This window comes from Caballeronia sp. HLA56, assembly GCF_054655155.1.
The window spans coordinates 1,243,637-1,260,733 of the sequence record NZ_BAAHOB010000005.1 but is presented as its reverse complement, the minus strand read 5'-3'; the positions used below and the strand labels follow the sequence as shown (position 1 = coordinate 1,260,733).

The 17,097-nt window shown below is 62.9% G+C and carries 14 protein-coding genes; 6 read left to right on the top strand and 8 right to left on the bottom strand.

The window, feature by feature from the left end; translation table 11 throughout:
• Positions 1-3 precede the first annotated feature (3 nt).
• Entirely contained in the window at positions 4-246 is a 243-nt protein-coding gene (locus ACYQ47_RS25450; RefSeq protein ID WP_250526121.1) for a formate dehydrogenase subunit delta, read from the top strand.
• 63 nt (positions 247-309) lie between these two features.
• Here the strand turns inward: ACYQ47_RS25450 and ACYQ47_RS25445 are convergent, their stop codons facing one another.
• The 3 genes from ACYQ47_RS25445 to ACYQ47_RS25435 form a co-directional block, all read right to left on the bottom strand.
• The gene (locus ACYQ47_RS25445) at positions 310-2,028 is read right to left on the bottom strand and encodes an FAD-dependent monooxygenase (protein ID WP_309844056.1); all 1,719 of its coding nucleotides are present in this window, start codon (positions 2,026-2,028) and stop codon (positions 310-312) included.
• Positions 2,029-2,125: 97 nt separating this feature from the next.
• Positions 2,126-3,205: a cation diffusion facilitator family transporter gene (locus ACYQ47_RS25440; RefSeq protein WP_459907508.1), complete on the bottom strand. Its 1,080-nt coding sequence runs from the start codon at positions 3,203-3,205 to the stop codon at positions 2,126-2,128.
• Positions 3,206-3,228: 23 nt separating this feature from the next.
• Positions 3,229-3,576: an ArsR/SmtB family transcription factor gene (locus tag ACYQ47_RS25435; RefSeq protein ID WP_244825944.1), complete on the bottom strand. Its 348-nt coding sequence runs from the start codon at positions 3,574-3,576 to the stop codon at positions 3,229-3,231.
• 129 nt (positions 3,577-3,705) lie between these two features.
• On the opposite strand from ACYQ47_RS25435, the gene ACYQ47_RS25430 reads away from it, so the two are divergent.
• On the top strand, positions 3,706-5,556 hold the full coding sequence (locus ACYQ47_RS25430) for a tetratricopeptide repeat protein (protein ID WP_459907505.1): 1,851 nt from the start codon (positions 3,706-3,708) through the stop codon (positions 5,554-5,556).
• 74 nt (positions 5,557-5,630) lie between these two features.
• On the opposite strand, the gene tcuC is transcribed toward ACYQ47_RS25430, so the two are convergent.
• The gene (gene tcuC, locus ACYQ47_RS25425; protein ID WP_244825947.1) at positions 5,631-6,926 is read right to left on the bottom strand and encodes an MFS transporter; all 1,296 of its coding nucleotides are present in this window, start codon (positions 6,924-6,926) and stop codon (positions 5,631-5,633) included.
• 201 nt (positions 6,927-7,127) lie between these two features.
• On the opposite strand from tcuC, the gene ACYQ47_RS25420 reads away from it, so the two are divergent.
• The 3 genes from ACYQ47_RS25420 to ACYQ47_RS25410 all read left to right on the top strand — a co-directional run bounded on the left by ACYQ47_RS25420 (position 7,128) and on the right by ACYQ47_RS25410 (position 9,546).
• Positions 7,128-7,658, top strand: a complete 531-nt coding sequence (locus tag ACYQ47_RS25420) for a GNAT family N-acetyltransferase (RefSeq protein WP_309962658.1) — start codon at positions 7,128-7,130, stop codon at positions 7,656-7,658.
• A gap of 199 nt (positions 7,659-7,857) precedes the next feature.
• A complete protein-coding gene (locus tag ACYQ47_RS25415; protein ID WP_459907503.1) occupies positions 7,858-8,802 on the top strand; it encodes a hypothetical protein in 945 nt (314 codons plus the stop codon).
• A 33-nt stretch (positions 8,803-8,835) separates the two neighbouring features.
• Positions 8,836-9,546, top strand: coding sequence for a DUF2968 domain-containing protein (locus ACYQ47_RS25410; RefSeq protein ID WP_459907501.1), 711 nt, complete (start codon positions 8,836-8,838; stop codon positions 9,544-9,546).
• A 208-nt stretch (positions 9,547-9,754) separates the two neighbouring features.
• Here the strand turns inward: ACYQ47_RS25410 and ACYQ47_RS25405 are convergent, their stop codons facing one another.
• From ACYQ47_RS25405 to glnK, 3 genes are all read right to left on the bottom strand, one after another.
• On the bottom strand, positions 9,755-11,185 hold the full coding sequence (locus ACYQ47_RS25405) for a gamma-glutamyl-gamma-aminobutyrate hydrolase family protein (RefSeq protein ID WP_459907499.1): 1,431 nt from the start codon (positions 11,183-11,185) through the stop codon (positions 9,755-9,757).
• Between the two features lie 131 nt (positions 11,186-11,316).
• The gene (locus ACYQ47_RS25400) at positions 11,317-13,074 is read right to left on the bottom strand and encodes a cation:proton antiporter (RefSeq protein ID WP_250465342.1); all 1,758 of its coding nucleotides are present in this window, start codon (positions 13,072-13,074) and stop codon (positions 11,317-11,319) included.
• Between the two features lie 211 nt (positions 13,075-13,285).
• The gene (gene glnK / locus ACYQ47_RS25395; protein ID WP_086969848.1) at positions 13,286-13,624 is read right to left on the bottom strand and encodes a P-II family nitrogen regulator; all 339 of its coding nucleotides are present in this window, start codon (positions 13,622-13,624) and stop codon (positions 13,286-13,288) included.
• A gap of 282 nt (positions 13,625-13,906) precedes the next feature.
• On the opposite strand from glnK, the gene ACYQ47_RS25390 reads away from it, so the two are divergent.
• Positions 13,907-14,959: a Gfo/Idh/MocA family protein gene (locus ACYQ47_RS25390; RefSeq protein ID WP_459907496.1), complete on the top strand. Its 1,053-nt coding sequence runs from the start codon at positions 13,907-13,909 to the stop codon at positions 14,957-14,959.
• A 63-nt stretch (positions 14,960-15,022) separates the two neighbouring features.
• Here ACYQ47_RS25390 and ACYQ47_RS25385 read toward each other — a convergent pair whose 3' ends face one another.
• Positions 15,023-17,077: an NAD(+) synthase gene (locus ACYQ47_RS25385; RefSeq protein WP_459907494.1), complete on the bottom strand. Its 2,055-nt coding sequence runs from the start codon at positions 17,075-17,077 to the stop codon at positions 15,023-15,025.
• Positions 17,078-17,097 lie beyond the last annotated feature (20 nt).

Sequence of the window (17,097 nt, the reverse complement as noted above, 5' to 3'; positions counted from 1 at the left end):
CGCATGGACGTGGATAACCTGATCGACATGGCGAACCGCATCGGCGAGTTTTTCGATTCGATGCCGGATCGCCCCGAGGCCGTCGATGGCGTGGCGGATCACATACGCCGCTTCTGGGAACCGCGCATGCGGCTCGCGATTCTTGCCGCACTCGACAATCCGGAGGCGAGCGCGTCGATGCTGCCAATTCTGCGCGAGGCATTGACCGCGCATAAGGACGATCTTCAGCCGAAAGTGCCGGCTTAACCTAAGCGATGGCGTCGTACCGACGCCCTGCCCGCTTTCACGAGCGGCAGGGCGTTTTTCGTTTTACTCGCGATACTCGTGCGCGGGTGGCTCGTTGTTATCCGCGCCCTGTGCGCTGAACCACGTCTCGCAGTGGCGCAGCAACGAGTGGACGTCCGAAGGCGCCCGCCCGCGCGCCGCGATATAACCATCCGGCCGCACGAGATAGAACGCGGGACGCGTGCGCCCGTAATTGTCGGTGAGCGAAGTCGCACCTTCGCCTTGCGTATCGGTGATACGCCATACGCGCACGGCATTCGGCATGAGCGCTTCGATGGAGCGCACGAGGCCGTCGAGATCGGGATCGCGCATCGCGTGCGCCACGGTGATGGTCGCCGGCGCCAGCGCGATGTCGTCCTCGCCCGACGGGTTCAGCAGCAGGAACAGCGAGAAGCAGCCCGGATCGTGCAGGTCGTAGAGACAGCCGACGCCCGGCAAGCGGCCGAGCGGGCCATCGACGACATGCACGCGTGCATCGGGCGCGCGTTCGCCGGCGCGCGGACCGCCATCGAGCAGACGCTCCAGCGTGAGCGGGCTCTTGCGATAGTTGATCGAAAGCTCGCTCACCGTGCGCCGCATCGCATCGCGCAACGGGCCGATGGCGGCGAGCATCGGCATGACGTGATCGCGCATGAGCTTCATCGGGCCGTGTTCCGCGCCCGCCATCTGCAACAGCATGTTCGACTGACGCAGCACGTCGCGCTCGATCGGATGCCGTTCCGCGTGATAGCTGTCGAGCAGGCGTTCGGGTGCACCGCCCGCGAGCATGCGCGCGAGTTTCCAGCCGAGATTGAACGCTTCCTGAATGCCCGTGTTCATGCCTTGCGCGCCTGCGGGGCTATGAACGTGAGCGGCGTCGCCCGCAAGGAAAATGCGCTCCACGCGCAGACGATCCACCATGCGGCTATTGACATGAAAGTACGCCGACCACGTGAGATCCGACAGCGTGACGCGATGATGCACGCGCCGCTCGACGATCGCGCGGCATTCCTCGATAGTGGGCCCTGCCTTCTCCTTGTCGTCGACGGGCGCGGGCAAGTCGGCGATGAGACGCGCGCGGCCATCGCTCATCGGAAAGAGCGCGGCGAGGCCTTCGCCCGACGCGAAGATATGGAGTTCGTCGTCGGGCCAGTCGGAATCGGCCTGCAGGTCGGCGAGCAGGAAGGTCTGGTCGAACGTCTTGCCGTCGAAGCCGATTTCCAGCCGATGCCTCACGAAGCTATGCGCGCCATCGGCGGCGATCATGTAGGACGGGCGCAGGATCTCATCGCGGCCATTGGCGTGTCGCAAGGTGGCTTGCACGCCCGCCGCGCCCTGATTGAAATCGACGAGTTCGACGCCGCGCTCGATCGTCACGCCCTGGCTTTCGAGATGCCCGGCAAGCAGGCGTTCGGTTTCGGATTGATCGAGAAACAGAAGATAGGGATAGCGCGTCTGCAGCGGATCGAAGTCGAGCCGCGCGAGGCGCTGACCGTTCGAATAGAGGTTCGCCACCCGCGAGCGGTGCCCGAGTTCGAGAAACGGCTCGACGACGCGATGCTGTTCCAGCAGTTCGAGCGTGCGCGCCTGAATGCCGATGGCGCGTGAATACGGCGAGCGCTCGTGCGCGCGGTCGATGAGCCGCACGGGAATATGCGCGCGCGAAAGGCTCATGGCGGCGGCGAGTCCCGTGGGACCGGCGCCGACGATCAGAACGGGCGCGACATCCAGCTTGTCGTTCGGATTCAGCTTTGGCGCAAACATGCGGTCCTCCCTGAAACGTCACGTTGTCGAGTGTACGCCGTGGCCGCGCCTCGGTGGACCTGGGCGCCGACCTCGGCGCACACGCGCGGCCGTGCCTTCAATGCGCGTGCGCGCGTTCCTGCTGCAGTACGCACTCGTGGCAGCTCATGCCGAGTTCCACTTGCAAGGTCGAATGATGCATCGAGTAGTCGCTTCGCAAGGTGGTCACGACGCCCTGCACGAAGGCATCGCCGGGATGGCCTTGCGGCATCACGAGATGCACGGTGAGCGCGTTCTCCGTGGTGGACAGCGCCCACACGTGCAGGTCGTGCACGTTACGCACGCCGGGCAAGCGCGTCAGATAGCCTTCGATACGCGCCAGATCCACGCTCGGCGGCACGGCTGCCATGGCAAGGCGCATCGCGTCGCGCCCGAGGCCCCACGTGCCATAGACGATCACCGCGACCACGACGATGCTCATCACCGGATCGAGCCAGCTCATGCCCGTGAAGAGGATGACGAGGCCGCTCACGGCGACGGCGGCGGAGATCGCGGCATCGGCGGCCATGTGCAGGAAGGCGCCGCGCACGTTGAGGTCCTCCTTGCTGCCGCGCATGAAGAGCCACGCCGAGAAGCCGTTGACGACCATGCCGAGCGTCGCGACGATGAACACGTCGAGTCCCGCGACGGGCGCCGGATTCAGCAGACGCTGGACGGCTTCGAGCACGATCGCGCCGCACGCGAAAAGCAGAAGCGCGGCATTGGCAAGCGAGGCGAGTATCGACGAACTTCCGAGGCCGAAGGTATAGCGCGCGCTCGGCCGGCGCGTGCCGAGCCATACCGCGCCCCACGCGAGCAAGAGACCGAGCACGTCGGAGAGATTGTGACCGGCGTCGGCGAGCAGCGCGGTGGAATGCGCGAGAAAGCCGTAGACGGCCTGCACGATCACGATCAGCACGTTCAGGCCGACTGCCAGCGCGAACGTGCGCCCTTGTCCGGCCTGCGGCGCGTGATGGTGATGATGTCCTCCCGCGCCGTGGTCGTGACCTTTGTGGTCGTGACCTTTGTGGTCGTGACCTTTGTGGTCGTGACCTTTGTGGTCGTGACCGGCGTGGTCGTCGCCGGCATGCTCGTGACCGGCGTGGTCATGTCCCGCGTGAACGTGGTCTTCGTGGTCGTGCTGCGTTTGCTTGTTCATCGTGGTGCCCGTGATTCGTTCGATCAGTCGATATCCGTCGCGTCCTGCGGCTGCGGCTCGGCAATGTGTTCCAGCAATTCGCCGAGCATCCCGCTGATATGGCGATCCGCCGCCACGTAAAAAACCTGCTTGCCCTGCCGCTCGGCCCGCACGATCCGCGCCGCGCGCAGGAGCCGCAAGTGATGGCTCACGAGCGAACCCGACAACCCGAGCCCCTCCGCGATCGCGCCCACCGCGCGCCTTTCAGCGACACACGCGAGCACGATGCGCAAGCGCGTCGGGTCGCCAAGCAAGCGAAACAGGTCGGCAAGCGGTACGACGCGGTCATCCGAAGTGATGCCGCCAGCAGGATTCAGTGGAGTCGAAGCCACGACTTGATCGTCAACATATGAATAGGTGTTCACATGTTAAGGACCATCGACGCGACATGTCAACCGTACAGGCGGAAATCGCTCGGGCCAGTGTGGGAAAATACGCGTGTTTTGCACAAACTTCCCGTCATGGACACCGTATTTGCCCGCGGCTTCGCGGCCCATCGTGACGGCCGCCTGACCGAGGCGGAGCGCGACTATCAGGCCGCGCTCGCCGCCGAACCCCTTCACGTCGACGCGCTCCACTACCTCGGCGTGCTGCGCCATCAACAAGGCCAGCACGAGGAAGCGGCTTCTCTCGTGCGCCGCGCGGTAGACCTGCGTCCGACCGATGCCGGTCTGCAACTCAACTTGGGCAACGCGCTCAAGGCGCTCGGCCGTATCGACGACGCCATCGAGCGTTTTCGTAACGCGCTCACGCTCGAACCGGGCTTTCCACTCGCGCAGTACAACCTCGGCAACGCGTACACGGCGGTCGGCCGCCATGAAGACGCCGCCGATGCCTTCGAGAAAGCGCTGCGTCTGCAGCCACGAGACGCCGCCGCGTGGAACAACTTCGGCAACGCGCTGGCGTCGCTTGATCGTCATGCGGATGCCGCGCGCGCGTTTCGCCGCGCGCTCGATTTACGGCCGCGCCACGCGGGCGCGCACAACAATCTCGGCATGGCGCTCAACGCACTCGGCGACTCGGTCGGCGCGGTCGCGCATTTTCGCGCGGCCATCGACGCGGAGCCGAATTACGTCGCCGCGCATTTCAACCTGGGCAATCTGCTCGACAAGACCGGGCACCCTGAAGAAGCGCTGCCCGCGCTGCACAAGACGCTCAGCTTGCAGCCGCGCTTTGCCCCGGCGCACTTCGGACTTGGCCACGTGCTTGCCAAGCTCAATCGCCACCACGAAGCGGTCGTGAGCTATGAGCGCGCGGTCGGGCTGGACCCGAAGTACGGCGTGGCGTGGCTGTGTCTCGGTAATTCGCAGCTCGCGCTCGCATCGCCCGCCGCGGCGATCCGCGCATTCGATCAGGCGTTGCGGCTCGACCCGCACATGCCCGCCGCGCATCTGAACCGTGGTCTCGCGCTACTCGCGCTCGGCGATTACGAGCGCGGCCTGCCCGCTTACGAATGGCGGCTCAAGACGCCGGGCGCCGACGACGCCCCGCCGCTGCCGCGCTGGAACGGCGAGCCGCTGCCGCAGCAGACCCTGCTCGTGCGCTCCGAACAAGGCTTCGGCGACACCCTGCAATTCGTGCGCCTCGTGGCGTTTGCGGCCAAGCGCGTCGGCAAGCTTGTGCTCGAAGTACAAGCGTCGCTGGTGCCGCTGATCGCGCCGGCGGCACACGCGGCGCGCATCGAGCTCGTCGGCAGGACGGAAGGCGTGCGCATCGTCGCCGATGCGTTCTGTCCGCTCCTCAGCCTGCCGCTCGCGCTCGGCATGACGACGCCCGAGGCGATCCCGGCACGCACGCCCTATCTCGTGATTCCGGCCGACTATCGCCGGAAGTGGCGCGGGTCGATCGGCGGGCAGGCGAAGCGCAAGATCGGCATCGCGTGGTCGGGAAGGCTGCAGCCGGGCGAAACGCGCTCCATGCCGGTCGAAGCGCTCGCGCCGCTGTTGGCGCTCGAAGGCATCGACTGGGTCGTGCTGCAGCCTTTTCTCACCGAACACGAGCGCGACACATTGCAAAAGCATCCGAACGCGAAGTCGGCGCATCGCTTCGAAGGCAAGCTGAAAAATTTCGCCGATACCGCCGCCATCGTCGACCGACTCGACGCCGTGGTGTCGATCGATACCTCGATCGCGCATCTGGCCGGCGCACTGGGCAAACCGGTCATCGTCATGCTGCCGTTCGCGGCCGACTGGCGCTGGGGTATCAGCGGCGCGACATGCGTGTGGTATGCGCGCGCGCGGCTCGTGCGGCAGCAGGTGCCCGGCGACTGGCACGGCGTGGTCGAAAAGGTCGTGGCGGCACTGCGCGAGTGATGCCCGCAGGTTTCGTCGATGCAAAAAAATCCCTCGCCGCGACGAGGGATTTTTATTTCAGCCAGCTACGGACGTCAGGCTGTCTTGTACTGATTGCGCGCTTCCGGCGAGCGATACAGCACGAGCGTGGCGATCAGACCGCAGATGGCCGCGAGACCCATCCACAAGCCCGGCGCGGCCTTATTGCCGGTCGAGTGAATCAGATAGGTCGAGATGGCAGGCGTAAAGCCGCCGATGGTCGTCGCGAGACTGTAGGCCATCGAGAAGCCGGTGGTGCGCACGTCGACCGGCATGACTTCCGTGAGCGCCACGACCATCGCGCCGTTGTAGCTACCGTAGAGGAACGACAACCACAGTTCGACGATCAGGAGCCGCCCGAACGATGGATCGGCGACGAGCCATTGCACGGCCGGATACGACGTGAGAATGGTCAGAATGGTGAAGAACAGCAACACCGGACGACGCCCGATGCGGTCCGACAACGCGCCCATGACAGGCAGCCAGACGAGGTTGGAGAGCCCGACGCATACGGTGACGACGAGTGCATCGATGGAAGACAGCTTCAGCACTTCCTTGCCGAAGGTCGGCGTGTAGGCGGTGATCATGTAAAACGACACGGTCGTCATGATGACCATGCCCATGCCCGCGAGCACGATCGGCCAGCTTGTTGCGATCGAGCGCGCGATCTCGGCCATGCCTGGACGATGCTTGCGCGCCAGGAACTCGTCCGTCTCACGCAGCGAACGGCGGATGATGAAGAGGAACGGCACGATCAGGCAGCCGATCAAAAACGGCACGCGCCAGCCCCACGCCGTCATTTGGTCGGCGGGCAGCAACTGGTTCATGACCACGCCGATGAGCGCGGCGAACACGACAGCCACTTGCTGGCTGCCCGACTGCCATGAACAATAGAAGCCCTTGTTGCCCTTGGTCGCGATCTCGGACAGATACACCGACACGCCGCCGAGCTCGACGCCCGCCGAGAAGCCCTGCAGAAGCCGCCCGAGAAGCACGATGATCGGTGCAATCGCGCCGATGGTGGCGTAGCCCGGCACTAGCGCGACGCAGGCGGTGCCGATAGCCATCAGCATCAGCGTGAGGATGAGGCCCTTGCGCCGCCCGTGATGGTCGATGTACGCGCCGAGTACGATCGCCCCGACCGGACGCATGAGGAAGCCTGCGCCGAATACGGACAGCGCGAGCATCAACGAGGCGAACTCGTTGCCGCTCGGGAAGTAGGTTTTGGCGATGGCGGAGGCGTAATAGCCATAAACCATGAAGTCGTACATTTCAAGGAAGTTGCCGCTGACGACGCGGAAAACCGTCTTGAACTTCGATTCATTGGCGGGTGCAACGTGAGTCGTGGACATGGACTTTCTCGAATCAGGCTGAACGACGCATCGCGGTTCGCGAACCGCTTCTGGCCGGTGGCGAAGGGTTTTCGCTTGATTAGGGTTTACCCGTAATTCTTTTGTAAATTCACGAGTGCCTCAATCTTAACGCCTGCGGACGTTTCTCTGCACGCAACTTCGGTCAACATCACTCAAAAGAAGATTAACAATAGCTTACATATGCCTATCTCCAAGCCTACAAATTCAGCTATCGTTTTCAGGACCGCAACGCCGGCCGACACCGCTCTGATCGTGTCGATGCACACGCGCAGTTGGGTGGCCACCTATCGCGGCATCGTGCCGGATGTCTATCTCGATCGGGATATTCACGCCGAGCGCGCCGCGCACTGGCAAACCCGTATGCGGGAAATCGAGGCCGGCGCGGGTCGCGTGCTGATCGCCGAACATGCGGGTGAGCCGGTGGGTTTCGTATGTCTCGTCGAACCGGACGACACGGGCAGCGTGCTCGTCGACAATCTGCATGCGCTGCCGGGGCACAAAGGCCTTGGCGCCGGGACCGCGATGCTCGCCGAAGCCGCACGCTGGGCGCGCACACGTGGCGCGCGCGAACTGCACCTTTACGTGCTGGAAGACAACGCGGCGGCTATCGGCTTTTACGAGTCGCGCGGATGGAGGCTCACTTCGCGTCAAGCCGACAACATGGCGGGCCTCGATTTGTTCTCGTTGCGCTACACGCTCTCTCTGGATTAAATGCGGCTCGCAAGCAATGCTTCCGACATAGAAGCGGCCTTCTGTCAATAAGCATTCCTTTTAAGATCGAATCATTAGGATAAGTCTGGTCGTTTAGTTCAGTGCTGTTTCGTATGATCGCGAGTCAATCTAGCTGACCTCGGGCCGATGCCCGCACGTCCCAATCGTGCGCGCATCGGCGCATCCACCTGGAACACTCATGAACGAGCCTCTGATCGTCGTGGAAGGCAATTTACGCCTGCCAACGGTACGCCCGCTCGCTGATCCATCGCTGAAATTCGGCCGCGAGTGGTCGCCCGCGCGCGCTCGGCCGAGTACGTCGCGCTCCGAGATTCCGCTCTACGGCGCACGGTTCAATACCAAGTACTCGCGCATGTCCGACTCGTCGGACTCGTTGCATGCGCGTTCTCCGTATCAAGCGACGAGTATCTGGGGAAAGCTCGCCAAGGGCGCCACGCGTCCTTCTACGTCGCGTATGAAAGAGTCTGCCGCACCGGTCGATGCGGCTGCGGAAAGAAAGCCCATGCGTATCGATCTGCGCACTCCGTCGCCGTTACGCAAGCGGCCTTACCGCATCGGCAGCTTTGAAAAATCCGCTATTGCCATCGCGGTTTCGGCGTTGTTCGTCTGGGTGCTGTTCGCGCATGAACAGTGGCTGGAACGAAGCGGGTCGAAGCCCCCGGTTGATGACGCAGAACAGATGCAGATTGGACAAGCGGTGTCGCGCGACAGACCGGCGGATGCGACGCGCGTGCCCACGGTAAGTCAACCGGCGGCCGCGCGCCCGGTCAACCCAACGCAGCCTGTCGCGGCGCGTGTTCTCATGGCAAGTCGGCCCGCGCATGCGCGTGAGACAGAACCAGCGCCAGTTTCCGTACATGCCAAAGCGTCTTACACACGAACTCCTCGATACGTGAACGCGGGCGCACATCGCGCGAAGCGGGCAGCCACGAAACCGGTTATTCGATACGCGGCATCGACACATCGCGGCGCGAGCACGAAGCCCACGCAACTCACTGCGGCGCCGCGCACCACTGAGCCGCTGAACATCGCCGCCCTCTACTCCATGCTCCAGCATTCGCCCACGCTCGACAGCAATGTCGCTTCACGTCCCGACAATGCATCGGCCAATCAGGCCCGGTGATGAATCGCTTAACTTTATCGGCATGAAGCCAACATGATGCACTTACGTTTCATTCGTCACGCAGTACTTGTCCTCGCTTTGTTCTTCTCCGGATTGCTTGCTTTTTTCGCCGATGCATCGGCTGCCACGAGCCCGGCTCCGGCTCCAAAAGCCGATCGAACAAACAGCGCACCGGCGCTATCGCCTGAAGACCTCTCTGATCTTCAGAGCGATGGCGCGTCGCCCTCCGCGAGCAACCTCGCCGAACTGCAGGACATGGTGCAGGCGGGCCGACTGACCGAGCTGCGCGTCACGCGCAATGGCAGCTACGGCGCGAGGCTCTATTTTCTGCCGCAAGAGATGCTCTACTACGTGGCGTTGTCGCAGGACTCGCATTCGTGGCGCGTCGTGAAGACGCAGGAGGAGAATCGCGCCGAATCGGTCTACGCGCAGTTCGCGCGCAAGACACATGATCTTGCCGATGGCGAGATTCGCCGTCTGCAGTTGCAGGCGCAAAAAGCGCTGCTCGACCGCGTGATCGCCGTGTCGGCGAATCGCGCGAACCGGTTATCCGCCGATCTCGCGCTCGCGCAGCAGCAGGACACGCAGGTGTCGGAACGTCAGCAGCAATTGCAGGCGGAATCGGCGGCGCTGCAGAGCGACAAGCTCGAATCGGAACGCAAGCTGCGCGCGTTGCAGATGCAGGTCGATCAGTTGCAGCGCGCTAGCGAAGCCGGGCTGCCTCCGGTGGGTTCGGCGCGGTGACTTTCTGATTCGGTGAATTTGCGCGCGTGAGCGTATTGCACGGCCGCGGTACATCATTCCGACATGCATTCTCGGTTTCGCTTAGAACCAAAGCCGGCTCGTCGACGACTATCACCCAAATCCGCGCTTCAACCCCAATCATGCAAAACAAAAAGGCCCGCTCATTACGAAGCGGGCCTCGATGCCAACGCACGTCCAAACCAATACCCTAGAACCGCGTCTCCCGCGCCACGCGCAAAAACGTATCGAGCAGCGGCGTGCAATCGAGCAATTCCGATCCGCCCGCGCGATGAAACTCCGGGTGCCACTGCACGCCCACCACGAACGGCGCCTTGCGATACCGCACCGCTTCGATAATCCCATCCTGCGCCGAGACCGCCTCGACGTTGAGATCCCGCCCAAGGGACTTCACCGCTTGGTGGTGAATCGAGTTGACGATTGCATCGCGCTGATTCGGAAACATGTTGGCGAGCGTCGAGCCATCGGGAAAGCGCAGCGAGTGCCGATGCTGATCGTAGTGCTCGTTCACGTGGATGCCCGCAGTCGGCACTTCGGTGGCGATATCGCCGTAGAGCGTGCCGCCGAATGCCACGTTGATGAGCTGACAGCCGCGACACACGCCGAGCACCGGCTTGCCTGACTCGATGAATTCGTGCAGCAGTTCCAGCTCATACATGTCGCGCACGCGATCGCCCGGCCACTCGGGGCGCGTCACGACCTCCTCGTAAGATTGCGGCGACACGTCCGCGCCACCCTGAAGCAGCAGCCCGTCGAGATTCTTCGCATAGTCGCGCAGGCGGATATTGCTCGGGTGCAGCATGCCTTGCGTGCCGACCGTCGGAATCATGAACACGAGCACATCGCGCGACATGACCCAATGCGCGATGGATTCCTCCAGATATTGCAGCGTCTTGCCACGCAAACCCTTTGCGCCCGGCTCCGGATGAAAAATGCGCGCCGACACGCCGATCCTCAACGTGCGTTGCGTGATGCGCTGCCCTGCCCGGTCGAAGATTTGTCGCGCACGCGCGGCGATCACGCGCCCGAACACGGACCACGCCGAATCCGATTGCTTGAGATACGCAGGCGGCGCTTGCGTCGCGCCCGCTGTCTGCTGACCGGGCGGCGGCAAGGGCGGCGGATTGAGCGTGCCGAAATCCGGCGCGGCGGTGAACTCGGGCGGCAGAACGCTGGCCTTCACCGGTTGAGGTTCGGGTTCGGCTTCCGTGCCCGCGATGATGCTTTCGATATCGCTGCCCGCTTGCGCCTCGGTCGCGGCTTCGAGACTCTCGGCCAAGTTCGCTTTTGCATCGAGAGGCTTCGCGCGCACGACCGGTTCCGGCGCGACCTTGGCGTTTGCTTCGAGTGCCTCGGCCCGTCGCGCCGCAGCCTTATCGACGGGCTCAACGGTCGAAGCGCTCGAAGGCGCATCCGTCGATGCCCGCTCGGTCGCGCTCGGGTCCGAACCCGGCGAGGTTGACGTTTGAGGTGCCTGAGGTGCCTGAGGTGCTTGCGGTGCGTGAGGTGCGCCATCTCGCGCCACGCCCGCCGCCGATGCATCCGCCCCACTTCGGCGGGCGTCGGGCGCCGCGCCGTTTGCGATGGAGCCTGAGTCGTTCGAGGTTTTGTTTTCGCTCATTCCGTTGTCCGGCGCGCGAACGCCAGGGAAAGAATCAACACGTTTCGATTATCCGCCTCTCGAACAGACGGGGCAAACCAGCACACATTTGCTCACATTATCGCGGCAATCGTAATGAATGGATGATTCCTTCAGTGATCGCGCGGCTCCTCGAAGGTTTCGCGCAACGCGATCTGCATGGTCGCGTGAATCTTCACGCACCAGCGCCAGAGTACCGTCAAGAGCAACGCCGCGCAGACGAGCACGGCCACCATCAATCCGAAAGGCGGCAAGATGCCGCCCGAAAGCGCGGCCACGAGCAGAAAGACGCCGAACATGGCGACGATGGGAATCAGCCCCGAGATGGCCGAACGAATCGCGCTCGTGAAGCGTCCGGCCTTCGCGGGTTGCACGCTGACTTCGGCGAGCAGGAGCGCAAGCGAATCCAGCTTGCGATACACCGCCACCAGAAACGGCAGCGCGATCAACAAGGCCGCGCTCCACAACACGACGCGCTGCGCATTGTCCGATTCGAGCCAGCGCGCGAGGTAGCCGGAAGCGAACGGCGCCGAATACGACGCGCCCAGAAAAATCGCAGCCACGAGCGCCAGGTTCACCGCGATCTGCAGAACGATGCGCCGGGTCATCGAAAAGAGCGTCGGGCCGCCGGTCGCGGGCGTGAGACTCGCGAGCCATTGCGAGTAGAGGCCGAAGGTGTTGGCGAGCGGCGCGGGCATCGCGCGGGCGAGACGCATGGTGATGGGATCGGCGGCGCGAATCAGATATGGCGTGAAGAGCGTGGTGAGCGCGGAGACGGCGACCGCGATCGGATAGAGAAACGCGCTCGTCACCTTGAGCGACAACCCGAGCGACGCGATGATGAACGAGAACTCGCCGATCTGCGCGACGCTCATGCCGACGCGCATCGCCGTGCGCCCGTCCTTACCGGCGAGAAAAGTGCCGAGCCCGCACGATACGATCTTGCCGAACACGACCGCCACGGTGATGACCGCGATCGGCCACGCGTAATCGACGAGCACGGACGGATTCAGCAGCAAGCCGATGGTCACGAAGAAGATGGCCGAAAACATGTCGCGTACCGGCGCGATGAGATGCTCGATGCGCGCGAGATTCTTCGACTCCGCCATGATCGCGCCGATCAGAAAGGCGCCGAGCGCGATGCTGTAATCGAGCTTCACGACCAGCAGACAAAAGCCGAAGCAGAAGCCGAGCACGGTGACGAGCAGCATCTCGTCGCTTTTCGCGCGCGCCACGTAATCCAGCGCGCGCGGCACGATGAGAATGCCGACCACGAGCGACACGGTCATGAAAAGCAGCAACTTGCCGAGCGTGATGGCCGCGACGCCCGCCGTGACGGAACCTGTCTGCGCGATGCCGGAAAGCAGCACGAGCATTGCGATGGCGAGAATGTCCTCGACAATCAAGATGCCGAACACGAGTTGCGCGAACGGCTCGCCTTTCATCTTGAGTTCGGACAGCGCTTTCACGATGATCGTCGTCGACGAAATCGCCAGCACCGCGCCGAGAAAGAGCGAATCCATCGAATTCCAGCCGAACCAGCGGCCTATCTCGTATCCGATCCAGATCATCAGCACGATCTCGGACAGCGCCGCGACGAACGCCGTCGCACCCACCTTGAAGAGTTTGCGCAGACTGAATTCGAGGCCGAGCGAGAACATCAGGAAGACCACGCCTAGTTCGCCAAGCGTCTGGATGGTGGCTTCGTCGTGAATCAGCTGAAACGGCGGCGTGTATGGCCCGATGATGACGCCCGCAACGATATAACCGAGCACGACCGGCTGACGCATGCGATGAAACAACACCGTCACGACGCCCGCGATGGCCATGATTACCGCGAGATCCTGAATGAAGCCGATCGCGTGATGCATCCAAAAAATCCTTACAAATTGGTAAACGGGATTCGATGTTACCGCACGGCAACGAAATCGCGCCGAGTTCAGCACTCAGTCGGGCGGATTGGAGATCAAGCAGGAGTCAAGCGGACGAGCGACGCGCATCGTGCTGGTGCATGCGATGCGGAAGAAGACGAGCCCGCGTGAGAAAAGCGGGCTCGATGGAACAGGGAAAACCTCGAAGCGCTCAGACCGCCGCTTCGTTTTCCTCGCCGGTACGAATGCGAATGACGCGCTCGACTTCGGCCACGAAGATTTTTCCGTCGCCGATCTTGCCGGTGCGCGCCGCACCGATGATCGCGTCGATGACCTGATCGGTTTGATCGTTGGCGACAACTACTTCGATCTTCACCTTCGGCAGAAAATCGACGACGTACTCTGCACCACGATAGAGCTCGGTATGTCCTTTCTGACGGCCGAAGCCTTTGACTTCAGTAACCGTCAGCCCGGTCAGGCCTACTTCGGCGAGCGCCTCACGGACTTCATCGAGCTTGAACGGTTTGATGATGGCGGTGATACGTTTCATGGCGTGCCTCGCTTGAGTTCAAGAATCTTCGGAATGGGTCGTGTCCGCGAAGGACAGATGCTTTTGATTCTAGCAGGCTGCCGGTTATCGATTCAGCGCTTATGCGGCTGTTTTTCAGGCGTTTTTGGTGCATTTAACGCGAAAGGCTGCGTCGTAGCCGATGCCTCGGCGATATCGCAAGTCCGCATTGCAGGCGCGCCGGTTGATTTTATGATGTGGATCGACCCGACGGCGCTTCGGAACGCGAGCAACGTCGAACTAAAACCAAGGAGGAGGCACAGCATGACCCGAACTCGAATCGCCGTGGCCGGAGCCGGATATATCGGACAGGCGCATATCGGCGTCCTGGAGAACAGCGCGACGTGCATGCTGTCGGCCATTGTCGATCCGTCGCCGGCTGCGCGCGCCATCGCGGAACGGGCGGACGTGCCGATCTACGCGACGCTCGACGAGCTCTTCGCAAAGGACAAACCGGACGGCGTGGTGCTCGCAACGCCGAATCAACTGCATGTGCCGCAAGCATTGCAATGCCTCGACGCGCGCGTACCGATGCTGCTCGAAAAGCCGATTGCGCCGACCGTCGCCGAAGCCGAAGCGCTCGTGCGCTCAGCGGATGAAGCGGGCGTGCCGATTCTCATCGGCCATCATCGCGCGCATAGTCCGATCATGGCGAAGGCCCGTGAGGTGATCGTATCCGGCGTGCTGGGGCGCCTTGTCGCCGTGACCGGCAGCGCGATGTTTCTGAAGCCCGATCATTACTTCACGGATGCGCCCTGGCGTCGCGAGCCTGGCGGCGGCCCGATCCTGCTCAACATGATCCACGAGGTTCACAACCTGCGCATGCTTTGCGGCGAGATCGTCGCGGTGCAGGCGTTTCTATCGCATGCGGCGCGCGGCTTTGCCGTCGAGGATACGGTCGCGATCAATCTGCGCTTCGAAAGCGGCGCGCTCGGCACGTTCCTGCTTTCGGATTCGGCGGCGAGCGCGCGCAGTTGGGAGCAGACCTCCGAAGAGAACGAGGCTTACGCGAGTTACGCCGACGAGGATTGCTATCTCGTCGCGGGAACGAACGGCAGCCTCGCCATTCCGACCATGCGTCTGAAAACCTATCCGCGCGATGAAGACCGTTCGTGGTGGAAGCCGTTCGAAGCGGGTGTCGTCGGCATGGTGCGGGACGACCCCATCAAGCATCAGATGGAGCACTTCGGCGCGGTTACGCGCGGCGAGGCGGCGCCGCTGGTATCGGCCCGCGACGGGCTCAGGAACCTGCGCGTGACGGAAGCTATCGTGGCCGCGGCGAAGTCGGGCGCGGTGATCGAGTTGCCACGGGATTGAAGGTTTCGAAGGCGTCGTGTGCATTCATCGCGCATACGACGCCCTTTCTGCGTGCAACGAACGTCACGACGCGTCAGGAATATTCTCCAGATCATCGAGCCAGACCGTAGCTTCCGAATCGCTCGGCGCGCGCCAGTCTCCACGCGGCGAGAGCGAACCGCCCGTTCCCACCTTCGGCGCATTCGGAATACACGACCGCTTGAACTGACTCAGCTTGAAGAAGCGATACAGGAAGATGCGCAGGTTCTTCTTGATCTGCGTGAGGTCGTATTCGTGATGAACGAGGTCGACATCGGCAGGCCACGCGCCCGCGTCCTTGTCGCCCCACGCCGTCGATGAAAGAAATGCCACCTTCGACGGCCGGAAACCGAAGCGAAGAATGTAGTAAAGGTTGAAGTCCTGAAGCTCGTACGGCCCGATCACGCTCTCGGTTTTCTGTTCCAGCGCGCCTTTCACCTTGCCCGGAATGAGCTCGGGACTGATCTCGGTGGCGAGAATATCGTTGAGCACATCGGCGCCGTCGTTGCCGATCTGCGCCGTCTCGGCCACCCATCGCACGAGATGCGTGATGAGCGTCTTCGGCACGCTGGCGTTCACGCCGTAGTGCGACATGTGATCGCCGACGCCGTAGGTGCACCAGCCGAGCGCCAGTTCGCTCAGGTCGCCCGTGCCGATCACAATGCCATTGCTGTAGTTCGCGAGCCTGAACAGATGGTTCGTGCGCTCGCCCGCCTGCACGTTCTCGAAGGTGATGTCGTACTGTTCCTCGCCCGTCGAATACGGATGGCCGAGGTCCTTCAGCATCTGGATGCAGCTCGGCCGGATATCCACTTCGGATGCCGAACAACCAACCACGTCCATCAGCCGGCGCGCCTGGGTGAGCGTGCGCTCGCTGGTCGCAAAACCGGGCATGGTCACGCCGAGAATGTTGGTGCGCGGCAGGCCGAGCCGGTCCATGGCCTTGGCGCAGACGAGCAAGGCATGAGTCGAATCGAGCCCGCCGGAGACGCCGATCACGACCTTCGAAATATTGCTCGAAGCGAGCCGTTGCACCAGCGCCTGAACCTGAATGTTGTAGACCTCCATGCAGCGCTCGTCGCGTCTGCTCGCGTCGATCGGCACGTAAGGGAAGCGCGGCACCGCACGTTGCAAGGGCAACACGGACGCCGCGGGCACGGCCACTTCACATCGCACGATACGGAACTTGCGCGCCTCTTCCTGATGTCTGCGCGCCGACTGAGCGAAGGTCGTCTGATGCATGCGTTCGCGCGACAGCCGCTCGACATCGACATCGCCGAAAATGACGTGCGATGCGTCGCTGAAGCGCTCCGACTCGGCGAGCTGCTCGCCGTTCTCGTAGATGAGCGCCTGCCCGTCCCACGCGAGATCCGTCGTGGATTCGCCCTTGCCCGCCGACGAATAGAGATACGCCGCGATGCATCGCGCCGATTGCTGCCCGACCAGTTGATGCCGGTACGACGATTTCCCGACGACGATATTCGATGCCGACAGATTGATGAGCACCGTCGCACCCGCGAGCGCGGCGAACGACGATGGCGGAATGGGCACCCAGACGTCCTCGCAGATTTCCACGTGGAAGCGGAAATACGGAATCGACGGGATATCGAACAGCAGCGCTGAACCGAAGGGAACCTCCGCGCCGAGCAGATGGATCTCGTCGACCAACGCGCAATCGGCGGCACTGAATTGGCGCGCTTCGTAAAACTCCGCGTAATTCGGCAGGAAGCTCTTGGGAACCACGCCCTGCACGCGCCCGGACGACACCACGGCCGCGCAGTTGTACAACGCGTGATCGACGCGCAACGGCAAGCCAACCACCATGACGATATCGAGCGAGCGGGACTCATCCACGAGCGCGGCCAGCGCGCGCTCGCACGCGACGAGCAACGCGTCCTGATGGAACAGGTCTTCGCACGAATAAGCGGACAACCCCAGCTCGGGAAACGCGACCAGCACGGCGCCGTTTTGCGCGGCCTGCCGAGCGAGCGCGATGGTCTCTCCGACATTGAACGATGGATCGGCCACCTTGCATTCCGGCACCGCGACGGCAACCCGCGCGAAACCATGGCTGTAGAGGTTCAGGAATTCGGTTTTCATTGTTTGCGTATCCTTTGGAT

Bases quoted from the DNA above. Each gene is read 5' to 3' on its own strand.
- ACYQ47_RS25390 (WP_459907496.1), top strand. From the start codon at position 13,907: ATGACCCGAACTCGAATCGCCGTGGCCGGAGCCGGATATATCGGACAG.
- ACYQ47_RS25445 (WP_309844056.1), bottom strand. From the start codon at position 2,028: ATGTTTGCGCCAAAGCTGAATCCGAACGACAAGCTGGATGTCGCGCCC.
- glnK (WP_086969848.1), bottom strand. From the start codon at position 13,624: ATGAAACGTATCACCGCCATCATCAAACCGTTCAAGCTCGATGAAGTC.
- ACYQ47_RS25405 (WP_459907499.1), bottom strand. From the start codon at position 11,185: ATGAGCGAAAACAAAACCTCGAACGACTCAGGCTCCATCGCAAACGGC.
- ACYQ47_RS25440 (WP_459907508.1), bottom strand. From the start codon at position 3,205: ATGAACAAGCAAACGCAGCACGACCACGAAGACCACGTTCACGCGGGA.
- ACYQ47_RS25385 (WP_459907494.1), bottom strand. From the start codon at position 17,077: ATGAAAACCGAATTCCTGAACCTCTACAGCCATGGTTTCGCGCGGGTT.
- ACYQ47_RS25415 (WP_459907503.1), top strand. From the start codon at position 7,858: ATGAACGAGCCTCTGATCGTCGTGGAAGGCAATTTACGCCTGCCAACG.
- ACYQ47_RS25400 (WP_250465342.1), bottom strand. From the start codon at position 13,074: ATGCATCACGCGATCGGCTTCATTCAGGATCTCGCGGTAATCATGGCC.
- ACYQ47_RS25420 (WP_309962658.1), top strand. From the start codon at position 7,128: ATGCCTATCTCCAAGCCTACAAATTCAGCTATCGTTTTCAGGACCGCA.
- ACYQ47_RS25450 (WP_250526121.1), top strand. From the start codon at position 4: ATGGACGTGGATAACCTGATCGACATGGCGAACCGCATCGGCGAGTTT.
- ACYQ47_RS25410 (WP_459907501.1), top strand. From the start codon at position 8,836: ATGATGCACTTACGTTTCATTCGTCACGCAGTACTTGTCCTCGCTTTG.
- tcuC (WP_244825947.1), bottom strand. From the start codon at position 6,926: ATGTCCACGACTCACGTTGCACCCGCCAATGAATCGAAGTTCAAGACG.
- ACYQ47_RS25430 (WP_459907505.1), top strand. From the start codon at position 3,706: ATGGACACCGTATTTGCCCGCGGCTTCGCGGCCCATCGTGACGGCCGC.